The 14,779-nt window shown below is 71.2% G+C and carries 12 protein-coding genes; 7 read left to right on the forward strand and 5 right to left on the reverse strand.

Going from position 1 to position 14,779, the window contains the following annotated elements; genetic code table 11:
* Nucleotides 1-405: 405 nt before the first annotated feature.
* Complete coding sequence (locus ACZ418_RS22360) at nucleotides 406-855, forward strand: PTS sugar transporter subunit IIA (RefSeq protein ID WP_468365531.1); 450 nt, start codon at nucleotides 406-408, stop codon at nucleotides 853-855.
* A gap of 78 nt (nucleotides 856-933) precedes the next feature.
* Nucleotides 934-2,604, forward strand: coding sequence for a phosphoenolpyruvate--protein phosphotransferase (gene ptsP, locus ACZ418_RS22365; protein ID WP_468365534.1), 1,671 nt, complete (start codon nucleotides 934-936; stop codon nucleotides 2,602-2,604).
* 119 nt (nucleotides 2,605-2,723) lie between these two features.
* Here ptsP and ACZ418_RS22370 read toward each other — a convergent pair whose 3' ends face one another.
* Entirely contained in the window at nucleotides 2,724-3,617 is an 894-nt protein-coding gene (locus ACZ418_RS22370; RefSeq protein ID WP_468365537.1) for a hypothetical protein, read from the reverse strand.
* A 97-nt stretch (nucleotides 3,618-3,714) separates the two neighbouring features.
* The gene (locus ACZ418_RS22375; protein ID WP_468365540.1) at nucleotides 3,715-5,151 is read right to left on the reverse strand and encodes an amidase; all 1,437 of its coding nucleotides are present in this window, start codon (nucleotides 5,149-5,151) and stop codon (nucleotides 3,715-3,717) included.
* A 99-nt stretch (nucleotides 5,152-5,250) separates the two neighbouring features.
* Here ACZ418_RS22375 and ACZ418_RS22380 point away from each other — a divergent pair, with 99 nt between their 5' ends.
* Both ACZ418_RS22380 and ACZ418_RS22385 read left to right on the forward strand, forming a co-directional pair.
* Nucleotides 5,251-6,102: a helix-turn-helix domain-containing protein gene (locus ACZ418_RS22380; protein WP_468365543.1), complete on the forward strand. Its 852-nt coding sequence runs from the start codon at nucleotides 5,251-5,253 to the stop codon at nucleotides 6,100-6,102.
* Between the two features lie 179 nt (nucleotides 6,103-6,281).
* Nucleotides 6,282-6,935 (forward strand): class I SAM-dependent methyltransferase, encoded by a 654-nt coding sequence (locus ACZ418_RS22385; RefSeq protein ID WP_468365546.1) that lies wholly within the window; start codon nucleotides 6,282-6,284, stop codon nucleotides 6,933-6,935.
* A gap of 155 nt (nucleotides 6,936-7,090) precedes the next feature.
* Here the strand turns inward: ACZ418_RS22385 and ACZ418_RS22390 are convergent, their stop codons facing one another.
* A complete protein-coding gene (locus tag ACZ418_RS22390; protein ID WP_468365549.1) occupies nucleotides 7,091-9,067 on the reverse strand; it encodes an acetoacetate--CoA ligase in 1,977 nt (658 codons plus the stop codon).
* A 215-nt stretch (nucleotides 9,068-9,282) separates the two neighbouring features.
* On the opposite strand from ACZ418_RS22390, the gene ACZ418_RS22395 reads away from it, so the two are divergent.
* The gene (locus ACZ418_RS22395) at nucleotides 9,283-11,643 is read left to right on the forward strand and encodes a glycoside hydrolase family 31 protein (RefSeq protein ID WP_468365552.1); all 2,361 of its coding nucleotides are present in this window, start codon (nucleotides 9,283-9,285) and stop codon (nucleotides 11,641-11,643) included.
* A 10-nt stretch (nucleotides 11,644-11,653) separates the two neighbouring features.
* On the opposite strand, the gene ACZ418_RS22400 is transcribed toward ACZ418_RS22395, so the two are convergent.
* Together ACZ418_RS22400 and ACZ418_RS22405 are read right to left on the reverse strand one after the other, a co-directional pair.
* Nucleotides 11,654-12,187 (reverse strand): NUDIX domain-containing protein, encoded by a 534-nt coding sequence (locus ACZ418_RS22400; RefSeq protein ID WP_468365555.1) that lies wholly within the window; start codon nucleotides 12,185-12,187, stop codon nucleotides 11,654-11,656.
* 46 nt (nucleotides 12,188-12,233) lie between these two features.
* A complete protein-coding gene (locus ACZ418_RS22405; RefSeq protein WP_468365558.1) occupies nucleotides 12,234-13,043 on the reverse strand; it encodes a M15 family metallopeptidase in 810 nt (269 codons plus the stop codon).
* 97 nt (nucleotides 13,044-13,140) lie between these two features.
* Between ACZ418_RS22405 and ACZ418_RS22410 the strand changes: the two genes are divergently transcribed.
* Both ACZ418_RS22410 and ACZ418_RS22415 read left to right on the forward strand, forming a co-directional pair.
* Nucleotides 13,141-13,566, forward strand: a complete 426-nt coding sequence (locus tag ACZ418_RS22410) for a Zn-ribbon domain-containing OB-fold protein (RefSeq protein ID WP_468366530.1) — start codon at nucleotides 13,141-13,143, stop codon at nucleotides 13,564-13,566.
* Complete coding sequence (locus ACZ418_RS22415; protein ID WP_468365561.1) at nucleotides 13,563-14,753, forward strand: lipid-transfer protein; 1,191 nt, start codon at nucleotides 13,563-13,565, stop codon at nucleotides 14,751-14,753. The genes ACZ418_RS22410 and ACZ418_RS22415 overlap by 4 nt, the downstream gene beginning before the upstream one ends.
* Nucleotides 14,754-14,779 lie beyond the last annotated feature (26 nt).

Below are 14,779 nucleotides of genomic sequence, written 5' to 3' on the forward strand. Positions count from 1 at the left end.
TGATTTTTGGCACGCTGTTGAGTTCTCAAGGAACGGCCGCTTCCTTTGTACTCACCCTCTCGGGCTTTCCTCCGGGCGCTTCCCTTCGGTGTTTCAAACTCTACCAGGGTTTTTCCGTCTCTCTGACCACCCCTCTGCGGACATGCAGAAGCGGATCCAGAGATAGGATCTGACGAGTTTGGGTTCTGCTGAGCGAAAGTACCTTCGCGGCGCTCCGCCCCAAGCAGGAGTACGACTGTACACGGAGCCTCGAAGGCCGTGCAAATCCACGGGCTGGTGGTCTAGACCACTAACTGGTAGCTTCTTATACGGAACCGCCAGTTCATCTGACATACGCTGCTGCAAGCGCCGTCCGGAACAGGCGGTGACGGCCCGTACGCAGCTCCACTCCTTGGGAGGCTTCCCATGACCACCGTGACGTCCCCGCTCGCTGGACGGGCCATCGGACTGGCCGAAGTGCCGGATCCGGTCTTCTCCGGGGCCATGGTCGGCCCGGGCACCGCGATCGACCCCGTGCGTGAGCCGTCCGAGGCCGTGGCGCCCGTGGACGGCGTCATCGTCTCCCTGCACCCGCACGCCTTCGTCGTGGTGGACGAGAGGGGGCACGGCGTGCTCACCCACCTCGGGATCGACACGGTGCAGCTCAACGGCGAGGGTTTCGAGGTGCTCGTCAACAAGGGCGACACCGTGACGCGCGGCCAGGCCATCGTGCGCTGGAACCCCTCCGCGGTCGAGGCCGCCGGCAAGTCCCCGGTGTGCCCCGTCGTCGCCCTCGAAGCCACGGCCGAGTCTCTCTCCGACGTCCGTGACAGCGGAGACGTGAAGGCCGGCGACAGTCTCTTCGCCTGGAACTGACGGCAGTGCCGTCCTCGGACGGCGATCAGGAAAACCACCGCGGCGGCGGGACCCGCCGCACTATCGGAGACGGGTGAGATGGAGACAACGCTGCGAGGCGTCGGCGTGAGCCATGGCGTGGCGATCGGCGAGGTTCGGCACATGGGTACGGCGGTGCTGGAGCCGCCGGCCAAGCAGATCCCGGCGGAAGAGGCCGAGCGTGAGCAGGGGCGCGCTCGCCAGGCCGTGGACGCCGTGGCCGCCGATCTGATGGCGCGCGGCAATCTGGCCGGGGGCGAGGCCCAGGCGGTGCTCGAGGCGCAGGCCATGATGGCGCAGGATCCTGAGCTGATGGCGGACGTGGACCGGCGGATCGCCGTCGGCAGCACGGCCGAGCGTGCGGTGTACGACGCGTTCGCCGCATACCGGGAGCTGCTGGCCGGTGCCGGTGAGTACCTCGCCGGCCGCGTGGCCGACCTCGATGATGTGCGGAATCGTATCGTCGCCCGGCTGCTGGGCGTTCCGATGCCGGGTGTCCCGGACAGCGACCAGCCCTATGTACTCGTGGCTCGGGATCTCGCTCCCGCCGACACCGCGCTGCTGGATCCCTCCCTGGTGCTCGGTTTCGTGACCGAGGAGGGCGGGCCGACCAGCCACAGCGCGATCCTGGCGCGGGCGCTGGGTGTACCGGCGGTCGTGGCGCTGCCCGGTGCCGGTGAGCTGACCGAGGGCACGGTGATCGCCGTGGACGGCAGCACCGGCGACATCTTCGTGAACCCGAGCGAGGCGAAGAAGGCGGAGCTGGCGGCCGCGGCCGCCGCGCGCAAGGCCGCGCTGGCCGCCTCGACCGGGCCGGGTGCGACCGCGGACGGGCACAAGGTGCCGCTGCTCGCCAATGTGGGTGGTCCGGCGGACGTACCTGCCGCCGTGGAGGCCGGGGCCGAGGGTGTCGGTCTGTTCCGTACCGAGTTCCTGTTCCTGGACGACAGCAAGAACGCTCCTTCCGAGGCGAAGCAGGTGGAGGCCTACCGGCAGGTGCTGGAGGCGTTCCCCGAGGGCCGTGTGGTCGTGCGGGTGCTGGACGCGGGTGCGGACAAACCGCTGGACTTCCTGACTCCGGCCGACGAGCCGAACCCCGCGCTGGGTGTGCGGGGTCTGCGGACCCTGCTGGACCACCCCGAGATCCTGCGCACGCAGCTGGCCGCGCTGGCCAAGGCCGCCGAGGGGCTGCCGGTCTACCTCGAGGTCATGGCGCCCATGGTGGCGGACCGCGCGGACGCGAAGGCGTTCGCGGACGCCTGCCGTGCGGCGGGGCTCCAGGCGAAGTTCGGCGCGATGGTGGAGATCCCGTCGGCCGCGCTGCGGGCGCGTTCGATTCTGCAGGAGGTCGAGTTCCTGTCGCTGGGGACCAACGACCTCGCGCAGTACACGTTCGCGGCCGACCGGCAGGTGGGCGCGGTGTCCCGGCTTCAGGACCCCTGGCAGCCGGCGCTGCTCGACCTGGTCGCACTGTCCGCGGAGGCGGCCAAGGCCGAGGGCAAGAGCTGTGGTGTGTGCGGTGAGGCCGCGTCCGACCCGCTGCTGGCCTGTGTGCTGACCGGTCTGGGTGTCACCTCCCTGTCCATGGGTGCGGCGTCGATTCCTTATGTCCGGGCGGCGCTGGCGAAGTACACGCTGGCGCAGTGCGAGCGGGCCGCGGCGGCCGCGCGTGCCGCGGACAGTGCCGAGGAGGCGCGCGGCGCGGCTCAGGCGGTGCTGTCCGGCGAGTAGCCGTACCGGCGGCGCGTCGCGTGTGCCGGGTGCAGGGGCGTCCCGCCTTCGGGTGGGGCGCCCCTGGTGCGTCCGGCGTGCTGTCGGCGCGGTCGGCGTGGACCGGCGCGCCGGTGCGGTCAGTGCCGGTGGCCGGGTGCCGTGTTCTCGTCCCCGAGGTCGGGGGGCTCGCAGTAGTCGACGCCGGATTCCGGGGAGATGAGGTCGCCGGACTCGATGTCGGTGCAGTAGGCGTCGAACACCTCGGAGGCGGTGAGTGGTTCGAGGCCGCCGGAGCGCAGTCGCCAGCCGTAGACGCGGTCGGGCGTGTCCGGGGCGCTGGTGCGCAGGACGAGTCCGCCGGGGCTTCGGGTGGCGAGGCCGAGGGCGAGGACGCTGGTGAATTCCAGGGCCTCGGCCTCGTCGAGGCGGATGCCGCCGTCACCGTCCTGGTCGCCGTGCAGGACGGCGACGAGGGTCTCCGGTGGTCCGGAGACGCTGCAGACGAGGTGCCGGTCGCGGGGTGGTGCGGTGTCGAGGATGCGGACCAGGAGGTCGGAGGCGCGGGTGAAGGCCGCCCTGCCGATGTCCTCGCCGCAGGTGGGGCAGGGTCCGAGGCGGGACAGCAGGGTGGTGGCGTACTCCCACGTCGCCTGTCGTACGGCTTCGTCGACGAGGGCGGGTACGAGTGTGGCGAGGGGCTGGCCGTCGTAGGGGATGGTGGGGCCCGTGGCCGCGAGTTCGGCGGTGAAGCGGGTCCGGGTGGTCGGGGCTTCCGGGTCGAGGCCGGTTTCCGCGCAGTAGACGGCGTAGTCCTCGGGGTCGAACAGGGCGAGTGTGGTGTGGGTGCCCTGGGCCGCGCGGGCCTTGAGGACGGCCTCGACCTGCTTCAGGTAGGTCGCGTGGTCGTCGAAGGTGAAGCTGCGGTAGCGCCGCATGGCGCGGAAGTCGTGTTCGTCGGTGAGCAGGCCGATGGTGCCGGCGATCTCTCGGCGCAGGATGCGTCGCATGGTCTGGTGGTCGGTGTGCGCCATGTTTCCCCCTAAGTGCACGGTCGATCAATGCTCACTCACCGTAACCGGCGGCACTGACAACGTGCCTTCTGGTCTGCCGTGGGAAGCGTCTCCGTGCTCAGCTCACGGGCGGGCGGCGATGGGTCCAGGGGTGTGCGAGTTCGAGGGTGCGCGACACCTGGAGCAGGAGGTCTTCCCGCCATGGTGCGGCGACGATCTGGACGCCGACGGGCAGGCCGGTGGCGTCGTCGTGGTGGATGGGGACCGAGATCGCCGGTTGGCCGGTCACATTGAACACCGACGTGAACACCCCCATCGGATAGCTGTTCAGCAGCGCCGTCAGGGGATCGTCGTCGGTGCCTGCCCGCCAGGCGCCGACGAGCGGCGGGAGGCACGCCATAGTGGGTGTGACCAGGAGGTCGAAGCGGGCGAGGAAGCCTTCGACGATGCGCCGCGACAACTGCTGGGTCTTCCTCACCCCTTCCGCGTAGGACCACGAGTCGATCGATCGTGCCGCGTCGCGCAGGGCACGATTGTGGGGCTCGACACGGTCCGGGTCCGCGAGCTCGATCCCGGCAGCGCCGACGTTCCAGATGGTCGTGAACGCCGCCACCAGCTCGTCGGTCGAGGGCAGCGGAAGGCGGGTGTCGACGATGTGGTGACCCGCCGATTCGAGCGTCCGAAGAGTGACGGTGACGGCTTCAGCACACGCCGGGTGCACCCGTATCCCGTCGATCGGAGAGTCGGTGAGCGCACCGATCCGCAGCCCGGTCGGCGGGTCCGTCTCCATCACGGTGGCAAAGGACCTGTGCGGGGTCGGGGGTGACCACCACGCGGCCGGGTCGTGGCGTGCAAGCACATCGAGGGCGGCCGCGGTGTCTGCGACCGTGCGGGTGAGCACGCCGCTGGTGCCGAGGCCTTCCACGCTGACGGTCGCGTTGGTGACCAGGCCGCGGGTGGGTTTGAGTCCGACGAGGCCGTTGCATGACGCGGGGATGCGGATCGACCCGCCGCCGTCTTCGGCGTGGGCGATGGGCGCCATCCCGGCGGCGACGGCAGCGCCCGCTCCGCTCGACGACCCGCCCGGTGTGCGATCCGGGTCCCACGGGCTGCGCGAGATGCCCAGGGCTTTGCTCTCGGTGAAGGGAAGGGCACCGAACTCGGAGGTGGTGGTCTTGCCGAGCAGGATGAAGCCCGCGTCCACGAACCGTTGCACGACCGGGTCCGATGCTGCGGCCGGCGCCTGCCTGGCGCCGGCTGACCCATGGGTGGTGGGCCATCCGGCCACGTCAAGCAGGTCCTTGATCGGCAGCGGGACGCCAAGGAACGGCGGGAGGTCCTCGGGTGACGGGGTCCGCGCTATCGCGTCAGCCGCGGCAGAAGCGGCTTTGCAGACGTCGTCGTCGGCCCGGTGGCAGAAGGCGTTCAGCCGAGGGTCGAGCTCGTCCATCCGCTCAAGACAGCAATCGGCCACCTCGACCGGGCTCACCTCCTTTCGGCGCATGGCTGCGGCGAGTTCGACGGCCGGCGTGAACGGGTCGATCGGCGAGGGCATCACGAGCGGTCCTTTCTGGTCCGCGGTGCTTGCAGGAGCCGTCAGTGTCGTCGCGTCTGCGGCATCGCGTCTTGGACGAATGTCGCGTAGCTTGCCGACATGCGATCAGCCGAGTCGGCTCATGACGCTGCGGCGGTGTGGGACATCGCCACCCCGTCGCGGCCCGGCCTGCTGCCAGGCGTCAGCATGGCCGGATTCCGCGCTCGCACCACGGACTTCGTCGACCTGGGCGTTGTCCCGTATCCGGCTGTCACGGTGGCCATCGACCTGGGCGAGGGACCACTCGCCGTCGATGACATCAGCGGCTGCCGGCAGAACGGCAGTGTCGTCGTCGGACTTGTGCCCAGCGGCGTTCGAGGGCGCGGCCGTGACATCGAGTGCCTGCAGGTGCGGCTGTCTCCGGTGGTCGCGCACACGGTGCTGGGCGTCTCTTCGGAGTTGGGCGGGATGGTGGCCTCCCTCGATGACCTGTGGGGCCGCGATGCCGCGCGAATCCAGGAGCAACTGCGCGCTGCCGGGTCATGGGACGAGCGGTTCGCGATCGCGGAGGCCGCGCTCGTTCGACGGCACGAGGCAGGCCGAGCGGTCGAGCCCGAGGTCGCCTTCGTGTGGGGGCAGATGGTGACGAACCTGGGAGGGGTTCGGGTCGAGCGGCTGGCAGCCGAGGTCGGCTGGAGCCGTAAGCGTCTGTGGTCCCGGTTCCGGGCCCAGATCGGTCTCAACCCCAAGCGCGCTGCGCAGCTTGTCCGTTTCGACCACGCGGTCCACCGTCTGGCCGCGGGCCACAGCGCCGCACGGGTGGCGGCGGAGATCGGCTACGTCGACCAGTCCCACCTCCATCGGGATGTCATGGCCTTCGCCGGTGTGACGCCCACGGCCGTTGCGGTCGCGCCATGGCTTGCGGTCGACGACGTCGCGTGGGGCGCCTCCGCATACCGGTCCATGGCTTGACACACGGTGTGCACCCGGCACGCGAGGCCGGTGGCTGGCGCTGGTCAGGGGGACATTTCTACAAGACGCCCGGCAGGTGGGCTCGTGACACTGCGAGTATGTCCAAGGATCAGAATGACTCCCCACTGCCGCGCCTTCACTGGCCGCGCTACGGCGTTGACGCTCCAGCGTTCCCGGCGGTGACCGGCGCCGCCGGCACGGCCTGCTGCCTGGCCGCCGGCCGGTGGCGGCCGGGACGAACCGCGATGGTGGCTGCGGGGACGGTACTGCTTGCCCACACCGGCATTTACCTGCACACCACACTGCACGGCAAGCTGCGCATCTGGAGGCGGGAGCTGGACCGGGCCGGCTTGAAGGGTGACGAGCAACTGCTGGACCTGGGCTGCGGTCGCGGCGCGGTGCTGATCGAGGCGGCCAGAAGGCTGCCGGCGGGCCGCGCCGTGGGGGTGGACCTGTGGTCCGGGCAGGACCAGAGCGGCAACCGGCCCGAAGTCACGCTCGCCAACGCCGCTGCGGCAGGGGTCGCCGACCGGGTGGAAGTACATACGGCCGACATGACCGCGTTGCCGTTCGCGGACGGCTCCTTCGACGTCGTGACGAGCGCGCTGGCGATCCACAACATCCCCTCGTTCGAGGGCCGATACCGTGCGGTGGACGAGGCCATGCGGGTACTGCGCTCGGGCGGGCGGTTGCTCGTCGCCGACTTCTGGAACATGGCCAGGAAGTACGCCGCGCACATCGGCCAGGGCACGCTGCGCGGACTCGGCCCCGGGTACTGGTACGGCGGCCCGTGGCTCGGCATCACACTGCTGCACGCCGTCAAGGAGCGCTGAGCATCCCCGGCGTGGCCGGGCTGCGGCGACTTCGCGATGCGCGGTCACCGAAGGGGACGCCGACGCGGTGCAAGTGCGTCCATCACCGCCGGCGCCGCGCGGTGGGCCTCGGACTTCGTCGCCGTGCCGGGCGAGTCCGAGGCCACCTGCGGGGGTCAGGCGCGCTTGCGGGCGAGATCCTCGTAGAAGCCGAGCAGGGAGAGGTTGTCGATGGAGCCCGGGTTGACCGCCTTCTCCAGGGGTGTGCCCTGCAGGAGGCGCTTGACGGGGACCTCGATGCGCTTGCCGGTGAGGGTGTGCGGGACGCCCGGTACCTCGATGATCTCGTCGGGTACGTGGCGCGGCGAGAGCTGTTCGCGGATGGTCTGCTTGATGCGGTTGAGCAGTGCCTCGTCGAGGCAGGCGCCGGGCGCGAGGTGCACGAACAGCGGCATCCAGTAGCCGCCGTCGGGCTGCTCGATGCCGATGACCAGGGACTCCCTGATCTCGGGCAGGCGCTCGACGACCTCGTAGATGTCGGCCGAGCCCATGCGTACGCCCTGCCGGTTGAGGGTGGAGTCGGAGCGGCCGTGGATGATCACGGTTCCGCGTGAGGTGACCGTGATCCAGTCGCCGTGCCGCCAGACGCCGGGATAGGTGTCGAAGTAGCTGTCGTGGTAGCGGGTGCCGTCGGGGTCGTTCCAGAAGCGGATCGGCATGGAGGGCATGGGGTTGGTGACGACCAGCTCGCCGACCTCGTCGATGACGGGCTTGCCGCTGGGGTCCCAGGCCTGCAGGTCGGTGCCGAGGCCGGGCGCCTGGAGTTCGCCGGTGTACACCGGGAGGGTCGGTACGCCGCCGGCGAAGCAGGAGCATACGTCGGTGCCGCCGCTGACGGAGGCGATCCACAGGTCGGCCCCGCTCTCTGCGAACTCGTCGTGCAGCCAGCGGAAGCCGTCGGGCGGCAGCGGGGAGCCGGTGGTGGCGACGCACTTCACCTTGGAGAGGTCGTGGTCGCGCGCGGGGTGGACGCCGGCCTTGCGGCAGGCCATGACGTAGGCGGCGGAGGTGCCGTAGAGGGTGGCGCCGGTGCGTTCGGCGACCCGCCACTGGGCGCCCGTGTCCGGGTAGCCGGGGCTGCCGTCGTACAGGACGATCGTCGTGCCCGTGAGCAGGCCGGAGACGAGGAAGTTCCACATCATCCAGCCGGTCGAGGTGTACCAGAAGAATCGATCCTCGGGGCCGAGGTCGCAGTGCAGGCCGAGCTGCTTGAGGTGCTCGACCAGGATGCCGCCCTGGGACTGGACGATGGCCTTGGGCAGGCCGGTGGTGCCGGAGGAGTACAGCACCCACAGCGGGTGGTCGAACGGGACCTGCTCGAAGACGGGCTCGGTGTCCCCCGCCGTCAGCGCCGACCACTCCAGGGCGCCCTCGGGGGCCTCGGTGCCGAGCAGCGGGATGTGGACGACGGCGCGCACGGTGGGCAGCTCGCGGCGCAGTTCGGCGACGATCTCGCGGCGGTCGTGCTCCTTGCCGCCGTAGCGGTAGCCGTCGACGGTGAAGAGCACGACGGGTTCGACCTGCTGGAAGCGGTCGAGCACGCTGCGGGCGCCGAAGTCGGGGGCGCAGGAGGTCCAGACGGCACCGACGGCGGCCGTGGCGAGCAGGGCGACGACGGCCTGCGGGATGTTGGGCAGGTAGCCGCTGACGCGGTCGCCGGGGCGGACCCCGAGGGCGCGGAGTTCCGCGGCGAGGGAGCCGACCTGGCGGCGCAGTTCGGACCAGGTCACCGGGCGCGGTTCGTGGATCTCGTCGACGTACAGGAGGGCGGGTTCGTCCGGGCGGTCGGCCGCGGCGCGCAGGGCGTGCTCGGCGTAGTTGAGGGTGGCTCCCGGGAACCACTGGGCGCCGGGCATGGCGCGGTCGCCGAGCACGCGCGCGTAGGGCGTCGAGAAGCGGACGTCGAACCACTCCGTGACGGCTTTCCAGAAGGTGTCCAGCTCGTCGACGGACCACTGGTGGAGGGCGGGATAGCCGCCTTCGGCGGGGGCGCCGTGGTGCTCGGCGGCCCAGGCCTGGAACTGGGTGATGCGTGCCTGGGCGATCCGCTCGGGATCGGGCTGCCAGAGCGGCTGGGGGTTCGCGGTCGTCATGGGGGCGGCTCCCGGGCTGTGCGCGTCGTGTGCGTCGGTCCGCGCACGGGCTGGGGTGTGCGCGTGACGCGGCTGACAGGGACGATGCCATGTGATCGACTTCTGCACCAGGGTGTACCCCACATAGTCGGTGTCGTGAAGATGTGGCCCCGGCACGGGTGAACGGCAGTTGAACGACACGCGCGCGTAGGGTGCTCAGTGGCAGGGTGAGCAGCATGGACGGTCGTGACCTGGTGCGTTCGGTGAGTGTCATGGGTTCGGGGAGGGCGGCTCGGGGGTTGCGTACCGTACGGGCGGCTTGGCGCAGGCGGCGGATCGACGCCGCCGGGTTGCCGCGGCGGGGTGCCGAGCGGGCGCGGGTTCCGGGGCAGGTGGAGAGCGTGGAGCCGGGGCCGGGTGGCGGGCTGATCCGGTTCGGCCGGTCCGAGCTGCGGATCACCGTGGCGGTGAACGGGGCGGTGTTCTGGGGGTGGGACGGGGCGGATCCGCAGCCGTCGTACGGGCTCGCGGGAGGCTGTCCGGATCCGGATCCGCGTGCGGTGCTGGAGCCGGACAAGGACGGTGGCTGGCGGGTCGTGGCCGAGCGGGTGACGGTCACCGTCTCGCGGCACGGCGCAGTGGCGGTGTGCACGCCGGGCGGCGTGACCCTGCGGCGGGATCTGCCGCCGCGCTGGTGGGAGCCGGTCGACGGGGGCACGGCGCGCTGGATGCAGCGGTCGGAGGTGGCGGCGGACGCGCGCTTCTTCGGTCTGGGCGGCCGGGCGTCCGGGCCCCGGCTGCGGGACGGCACGTACCGGCTGTGGAACACCGACCCCGGCCGGGCCTTCGGCCCCGGCGACGATCCACTGTACGTGACCATGCCGGTGCAGCTCGTGGTGGCCGACGCGGGCACGCATCTGGTGTTCCACGACACCACGTGGGACGGCACGGTCGTGCTGCGCGAGGGCGAGGAGGGCGCCGGTTCCGGGCACGACCGGGCGGGGCGCTGCGAGCTGCGGATGGACGGCGGTCCCCTGCGCTGCTGGGTGATGGTGGGCACCCCCGCGCGCGTGCTGCACACCTGGGCCTCGCTGACCGGGGCGCCCGCGCTGCCGCCGGCGTGGGCGCTCGGCCACCAGCACGCGCGGTGGGGCTTCGGCAGCGAGCAGGAGGTGCGCCGGCTCGTCGCCGGTTACCAGGAGCGCGGGCTGCCGCTGGACGCCGTGCACCTGGACATCGACCACTACGACGACCACCAGGTGTTCACCGTCGACCGGGAGCGGTTCCCGAAGCTGCCGCAGCTCGCCGAGGAGCTGCGCCGGGACGGGATCCGGCTGGTGTCGATCGTCGACCCGGCCGTGAAGGCGGCGCCGGGCAACGCGGTGTACGACAGCGGTTCGGCCGTGGACGCGTTCGTGCGGGACGCCTCCGGGCGGACGGTGCGCGGTGTGGTGTGGGCCGGGGAGTCGGTGTATCCGGACTTCACGCACGCGCGCGTGCGCAAGTGGTGGGGCGGACTCTACGAGGAGCGCCTCGGGCAGGGCTTCGCCGGGTTCTGGCACGACATGAACGAGCCGACGTCGTTCAACGCCTTCGGGGAGCTCACCCTGCCGCGGTCGGCCCGGCACGCACTGGAGGGGCGCGGGGGCGACCACCGGGAGGCGCACAATGTGTACGCGCTCTGCATGGCCCGGGCGGGCTACGAGGGGCTGCGCGAGCTGTCGCCCGGGGAGCGGCCCTTCCTGTTCTCCCGGTCGGGCTGGGCGGGGATGCAGCGGTACGGGGGCACCTGGTCCGGGGACGTGGCGACCGGCTGGCCCGGGCTGCGGGCCTCGCTGTCGCTGGTGCTGGGGCTCGGTCTGTGCGGGGTGCCGTACTCGGGCCCGGACGTGGGCGGTTTCGACGGCAGTCCGTCGCCGGAGCTGTATCTGAGGTGGTTCCAGCTAGGCGCATATCTGCCGCTGTTCCGCACCCACGCGAGTCTGCGGGCGGGGCGCCGGGAGCCCTGGGAGTTCGGTGCCGAGGTGCTGGAGTACGCGCGCGTGGCGCTGCTCGAACGGCGGCGGCTGCTGCCGTACTTCATGACGCTGGCGCATCTGGCCAGGCGCACCGGCGCGCCCTTTGTGCGGCCGCTGTGGTGGGGGGCGCCGGAGGACCGGGCGCTGCGCGACTGCGAGGACACGTTTCTGCTCGGGGATGCTCTGCTGGTGGCTCCGGTGCTGGATCCGGGTGCCGACCGGCGGGCGGTGCAGCTGCCGCGGGGCCGCTGGTACGACACGGCGACGGAGGAGGCGTACGAGGGGCCGGCGCAGGTGCTCGTCGACGCGCCGCTGTCTCGGATACCGGTGTTCGCGCGCGCGGGTGCGGTCATCCCCGTGCGCGGCGCGGACGGCGGCGTCGAGCTGGAGGTGTGGGCACCCGCGCGTGGCCGTACGGGCGGGGGCCTGGTCGTGCCGGACGCGGGCGGCGCGTGGGACGAGCCGGAGATCGAACGATACGTCGCCCGGCGGCAGGGCCCTCGGGTGGTGGTCACCCGCGAGCGGGAGCGCGGTTCCGCCGAGCCCCCCTACCCGGTGCGGGTGCGGGGGCTCGGCTGAGCCACGTCGCTCAGTACCGGCCCTCGAACCAGGCCCGTACGGCCACGGTGTGCAGTGGGAAGGCGAGTTCCTCGGGCCTGCGCAGCAGCTGCCAGCCCTCGGTCTCGTCCGTGGGGTCGGCGGGCGGGAGCCCTTCCACCGGGCGCTCCGGGAGGAGTCCGAACAGCAGCAGGTGACCGTCGGGTGAGCTCATGGCGTCCACGAGCCGCACGTCCCGGGCAGCCGCGTCGATGCCGGTCTCCTCCTTGAGTTCGCGTACGACGGCCTGCCTCCAGTCCTCCCGGTCGTCGATGTAGCCGCCGGGCAGTGCCGTGCCCCCGCGCGCGGGGGCGACGGTCCGGGTGATGACGACCAGGGCCGTGCCCTTGGTGTCGTACACGGGCTGGAGCGCGATCGCCACCGGCAGCGGATTGCGGTAGGCGACGGTCCCGCAGGACGGGCAGGTGCGCGGCCAGCCGGAAACGCCCTCTCCAAAGGGCGCTCCGCAACTCGAACAGTGCGAGTCCGGTGCGAAGTTGTCAGTTGAGTGCTGAGTTTCGGACACGCGCGGACTGTATCCGATCAGAGGAGGGACATCTTCCGGAGGTTGCTCACTGGCCGCCGACGAGCGACTTCGAGGACACGGGGAAGTCGAAATAGGTGTCCGGGTAGGGCTCGGGCTTGTACGTGTAGTGCCACCACTCCTCGGCGAGGTTCACGAATCCGAGGCTCTCCAGGGTGTTCTTGAGCAGCAGGCGGTTGGCCCGCTGTGCGCCCTGGATGCGCGGGTCGAGCGTGTGCGCGAGGGTGTCGAAGCAGTCGAATCCGGTCCCCATGTCGACGGAGTTGTCGGGGAAACGCTCGTCCTTGGGCGCGAAGCACGGCACCAGCGGCTGCCCGGGGTGGTAGGGCCGGGTCGGCCTCGCGGGGAGCTTCACGATCGTGAGGTCCATGGTCGAGCCGCGGCTGTGGCCGGATTTCTCGGCGATGTAGCCGTCCGCGAACAGCCGGGTCTTGTCGACGTTCGGGTAGAACTCTCCCTTCATCGCCTGGTCGTCGAGGTCCTTGGCCCAGCGCACGAAGTGGTTCACGGCCCGCTGCGGCCGGTAGCAGTCGTAGACCTTGAGGGTGTAGCCCTTGCGCAGCAGGGTGAGCTGCGCCTTGTGGAGGGCTTCGGCGGCGGGGCGGGTGAGGATGCACATCGGCTGCTCGTAGCCGTCGATGCGCTCGCCGACGAAGTTGTGCGGGGTGAAGTAGCGCATCTCCTGGATGATCGTCGGATCCACGGTTCTCAGGGCCACGAAGTCCTTCGGCGCCTTGGGCTCGGTCGCCGCCTGGGCGGTGGCCGAGGCGGCGGTCATGACCAGCAGGGCGGCGAAGGCGGTGATCAGCCCCCGTACTGCACTGGTGAGTCGTGTCATGTCTCCTGCACTGCCCAATTCCGGATGTCCGTGACACACTTCTGACGCTCCGTCAGATATCGCGACAGGGAGGGCCATGTCTCACACGCGCGCGCCTGTGGTCGACGGATGGTTCGCCGGCGCAGGAGACGATTTCAGACTCCTCGGCACCCGGTGCGGGGCATGCGCCTCGGTGTTCTTCCCCCGCGAGGACACCCACTGCCGAAATCCCGGGTGTTCCGGCGGAGATCTCGAGGAGGTGCCGCTGTCGCGACGAGGGCGGGTCTGGTCGTACACGGACAGCCGGTACCGTCCACCGTCACCCTATGTGAGCAATGCGGAACTTCCGTGGGAGCCGTACGCGTTGATCGCGGTGGAGCTGGTAGCCGAGCGGATCGTGGTGCTGGGACAGGCGGCTCCCGGGGTCACCGTCGCCGATCTGGCGGTGGGCATGGAGGTGGAGGTCGTCCCCGGAGTGCTCCACGAGGACGCGGAGACGACCTGGACGACCTGGCACTGGCGGCCGACGGGGGTGAGGGCGTGACGATGGACGTGGCGGTGCTCGGTGCGGGCATGCACCCATGGGGCAAGTGGGGCCGCTCCTTCGTGGAGTACGGGACGGCGGCGGCCCGGGCGGCGCTCGCGGACGCCGGTGTCGACTGGCGCGAGGTCGGCTCGGTCGTAGGCGCCGACACGGTGCGGGGCGGGTATCCCGGGTATGTGGCGGGAGCGACCTTCGCCAGGGCCCTGGGCTGGCAGGGGGCCAGGGTCGCCAGTGTGTACGCGGCGTGCGCCTCCGGGGCGCAGGCGATCGCCACGGCCCGGGCACAGATACTCGCCGGGCTCGCGGACGTCGTCCTCGTGGTGGGGGCGGACGCGGCACCCAAGGGATTCTTCCGGCCGGCGGGCGGCGACCGGCCGGACGATCCGGACTGGCTGCGCTTCCGGGTCCTGGGAGCGACCAATCCGGCGTACTTCGGGCTGTACGCGCGGCGGCGGATGGCGGTGCACGGGGACACACCGGAGGACTTCGCCCTGGTCAAGGTGAAGAACGCCGCCATGGGCGCGCTCAACCCGTACGCCCGCTACCGCAAGCGGGTCACCGCCGAGGAGGTCGCCGCGTCCGCGGTGGTCGCCGATCCGTTGCGTCTGCTCGACATCTGCGCCACCTCCGACGGCGGGGCCGCCCTGGTGCTCTCCAGCATGGAGTTCGCGCACCGGCACGGGGTGACCCGGCCGGTGCGGATCCGGGCGGTGTCGACGGTGACCCCGCGCTTTCCGAACACGGTGCTGGACCTGCCGGACATCGCCACGGACTCCACCGTGGCGGTGGGCGCCCCCGAGGAGACCTTCCGGGCCTCCATCGCCCGGGCCGCCTACGAGGAGGCCGGCCTCGGCCCCGGCGACCTGTCCCTGGCCGAGGTCTACGACCTGTCCACCTCGCTGGAGCTGCAGTGGTACGAGGACCTGGGGCTGTGCGGCGCGGGCGAGGGCGCGAAGCTTCTGCGGGAGGGCGCGACGGCCCCGGACGGCCGCATACCCGTCAACGCCAGTGGCGGCCTTGCCTCCTTCGGGGAGGCGGTGCCCGCCCAGGCCATCGCCCAGGTCTGCGAGCTGACCTGGCAGTTGAGAGGCACGGCGGGCGACCGGCAGATCGCCGGGGCGCGCGTGGGGATCTCCGCCAACCAGGGGCTCTTCGGGCACGGATCGTCGGTGGTCGCGGTGAGGTGACGGGTTGATCAGGCGGCGTACGACAC

The sequence above is a fragment of the Streptomyces sp. NPDC030820 genome (assembly GCF_055572075.1).